General features: G+C 72.9%; 1 protein-coding gene and 1 pseudogene. Both read right to left on the bottom strand.

What is annotated here, in order from left to right:
* A pseudogene (locus tag I59_RS17860) lies at positions 1-784 on the bottom strand (hypothetical protein); the annotation flags it as partial.
* A complete protein-coding gene (gene dapE / locus I59_RS17855; RefSeq protein ID WP_022905040.1) occupies positions 769-1851 on the bottom strand; it encodes a succinyl-diaminopimelate desuccinylase in 1083 nt (360 codons plus the stop codon). The gene dapE and the pseudogene I59_RS17860, both read right to left, overlap by 16 nt.
* Positions 1852-2205: the final 354 nt, after the last annotated feature.

Here is a 2205-nt window from a genome sequence, read left to right as displayed (position 1 = left end):
GGACGGCCCCGGAGACGACCGCGACGAGCGCCGGCGGCAGCGCGGACCGCAGCGTGGGTCGGGCGGGTTCACGGACCCATGCCGGTCGGAACCACCAGACCGCGAGGAACAGCACGAGGAAGAACGCGAACGCCAGGCCGGTGGGACGGGTCATGCCGAGCAGCAGCACCACGGGGAGCATCGTCCACCAGCGGCGGTCGACCGCGAGGAGCAGCGCCACCAGCAGGAGGAACAGGCCCATCGCCTCCGCGTACGCGACCTGGAACATGACCGAGGTCGGCGCGACGCACAGCAGCACGGTGGCGAACGTCGCACGCGGCGCATCGAGGAAGCGGCCGACGAGCCGACGGAACACGAGCGCCGCACCCCAGCCCGCCACGAGGGACACCGTGACCGCCACCGCCTCGAACGACGCTCCGGTGAGGAGCATCAGCCCGCGCACGAGGAACGGGTACGCCGGCATGAAGGCCCACGCGTTCTCGGTGACGTGCCCGGCTGCGTCCACCGGCAGTGTGGAGGGGTAGCCCCCGGTGGCGATGACGCGGTACCAGGCGCCGTCCCAGATCGATGCGAAGGCCAGGTAGGACGGGTGCTCGGCCGTGAACGAGTTCGCCGACTGCACCGCCGCGAAGCCCTGCATCATCACGGTGGTGACGGTGCGGGCGAGGACGTAGACCACGGTGATCCGCGCCCACCACGGCACCGCACGGTAGCGAGCTCGCCACCGGACGGCCGAACGGGACCGTGCGCGGAGCGTCCCGCCGGTCGTCAGGCGGTCAGCCACCGACGGAGGCCGTCCTCGACCGAGGTGATCTGCGCGAGCGGGACCTGCTCGTCGTCGTGGTGCGCGAAGACCGGCTCGCCCGGGCCGTAGTTGACCGCGGGGACCCCGAGGGCGGAGAAGCGGGCGACGTCGGTCCAGCCGTACTTCGGCCGGGGCGCGGGACCGCCGACCGCGGCGACGAACTCCTGGGCGAGCGGCGCGTCCAGCCCGGGGCGGGCGCCGGCGGCGAGGTCGACGATCTGCACGTCGTACCCGTCGAACAGCTCGCGGATGTGCGCGACGGCCTCGTCCGCGCTACGCGACGGGGCGAACCGGTAGTTCACGTGGACCATGACCTCGTCCGGGATCACGTTGCCGGCGATGCCGCCCGTGATGCCCACGGCGTTCAGGCCCTCGCGGTACTCGAGCCCGTCGACCGTGACCGTGCGCGGCTCGTACGCCGCGAGCGTCGCGAGGACCGGAGCAGCCTTGTGGATCGCGTTGTCGCCGATCCAGCTCCGGGCACTGTGCGAGCGCTTGCCGTACGCACGGACCTCGGCGCGGAGGTTGCCGTTGCACCCGCCCTCGATCTGCGCTCCGGACGGCTCGCCGAGGATGGCGAAGTCGCCGGCGAGGAGCTCCGGCCGGGTCCGCGCCAGGCGACCGAGGCCGTTCAGCGCGTCGCTCACCTCTTCGTGGTCGTAGAAGACCCACGTCACGTCGTTCGTCGGCTCGGCGAGGTCGTACGCGAGCTTCAGCTGCACGGCGACGCCGGCCTTCATGTCGACGGTGCCGCGGCCCCAGAGGATCTCGGTGCCGTCCTCCGCCGTGCGGAACTCGGTCGGCAGGTTGTCGTTGAGCGGCACGGTGTCGATGTGCCCGGCGATGACCACCCGGCGGTCGCGGCCGAGGGTCGTCCGCGCGACGATCGCGTCGCCGTCGCGCGTGACCTCGAGGTGCGGCAGCGGCGCGAGGGCCGCCTCGATCGCGTCGGCGAGGGCGCCTTCGTTGCCCGACACCGACTCGATGTCGCAGATGGCACGCGTGATGTCGATGGACGAGGCGGTGAGGTCGAGCGGCTCCGGCATGCGGGCAGCCTACCGGCCGACCCTTGCCACCCCCACCGAGCCCACCACCTGTGGAACGTCGGCCGCTCGTCCACAGGTGGGCGTGCCTCCCGGCCGGCCCACCGGGACAGGGCGCCTGCGTGTGCGCCGTCCTGGAGGCCCGCGACGGGTCATCCACAGGCCGTCCAGCCGGGACGGTGGTCGGCTCCGGCACCTCGGTACCCTTGGTCCCGTGACCGACACGACCGCCACCGACCGCCCGACCACCGCCTGGGGCCACGGCCTCGCGACGATCGCCGCCGACGGCACGACGCTCGACACCTGGTACCTCGAGACGCACCTCGGGCCCGGTGCCCGCCGAACGCCGCGTTTCCC

Source organism: Curtobacterium sp. B8 (genome assembly GCF_000333315.1).
Classification (GTDB): domain Bacteria; phylum Actinomycetota; class Actinomycetes; order Actinomycetales; family Microbacteriaceae; genus Curtobacterium; species Curtobacterium luteum.
This window is presented reverse-complemented; position numbering and strand designations above follow the sequence as displayed.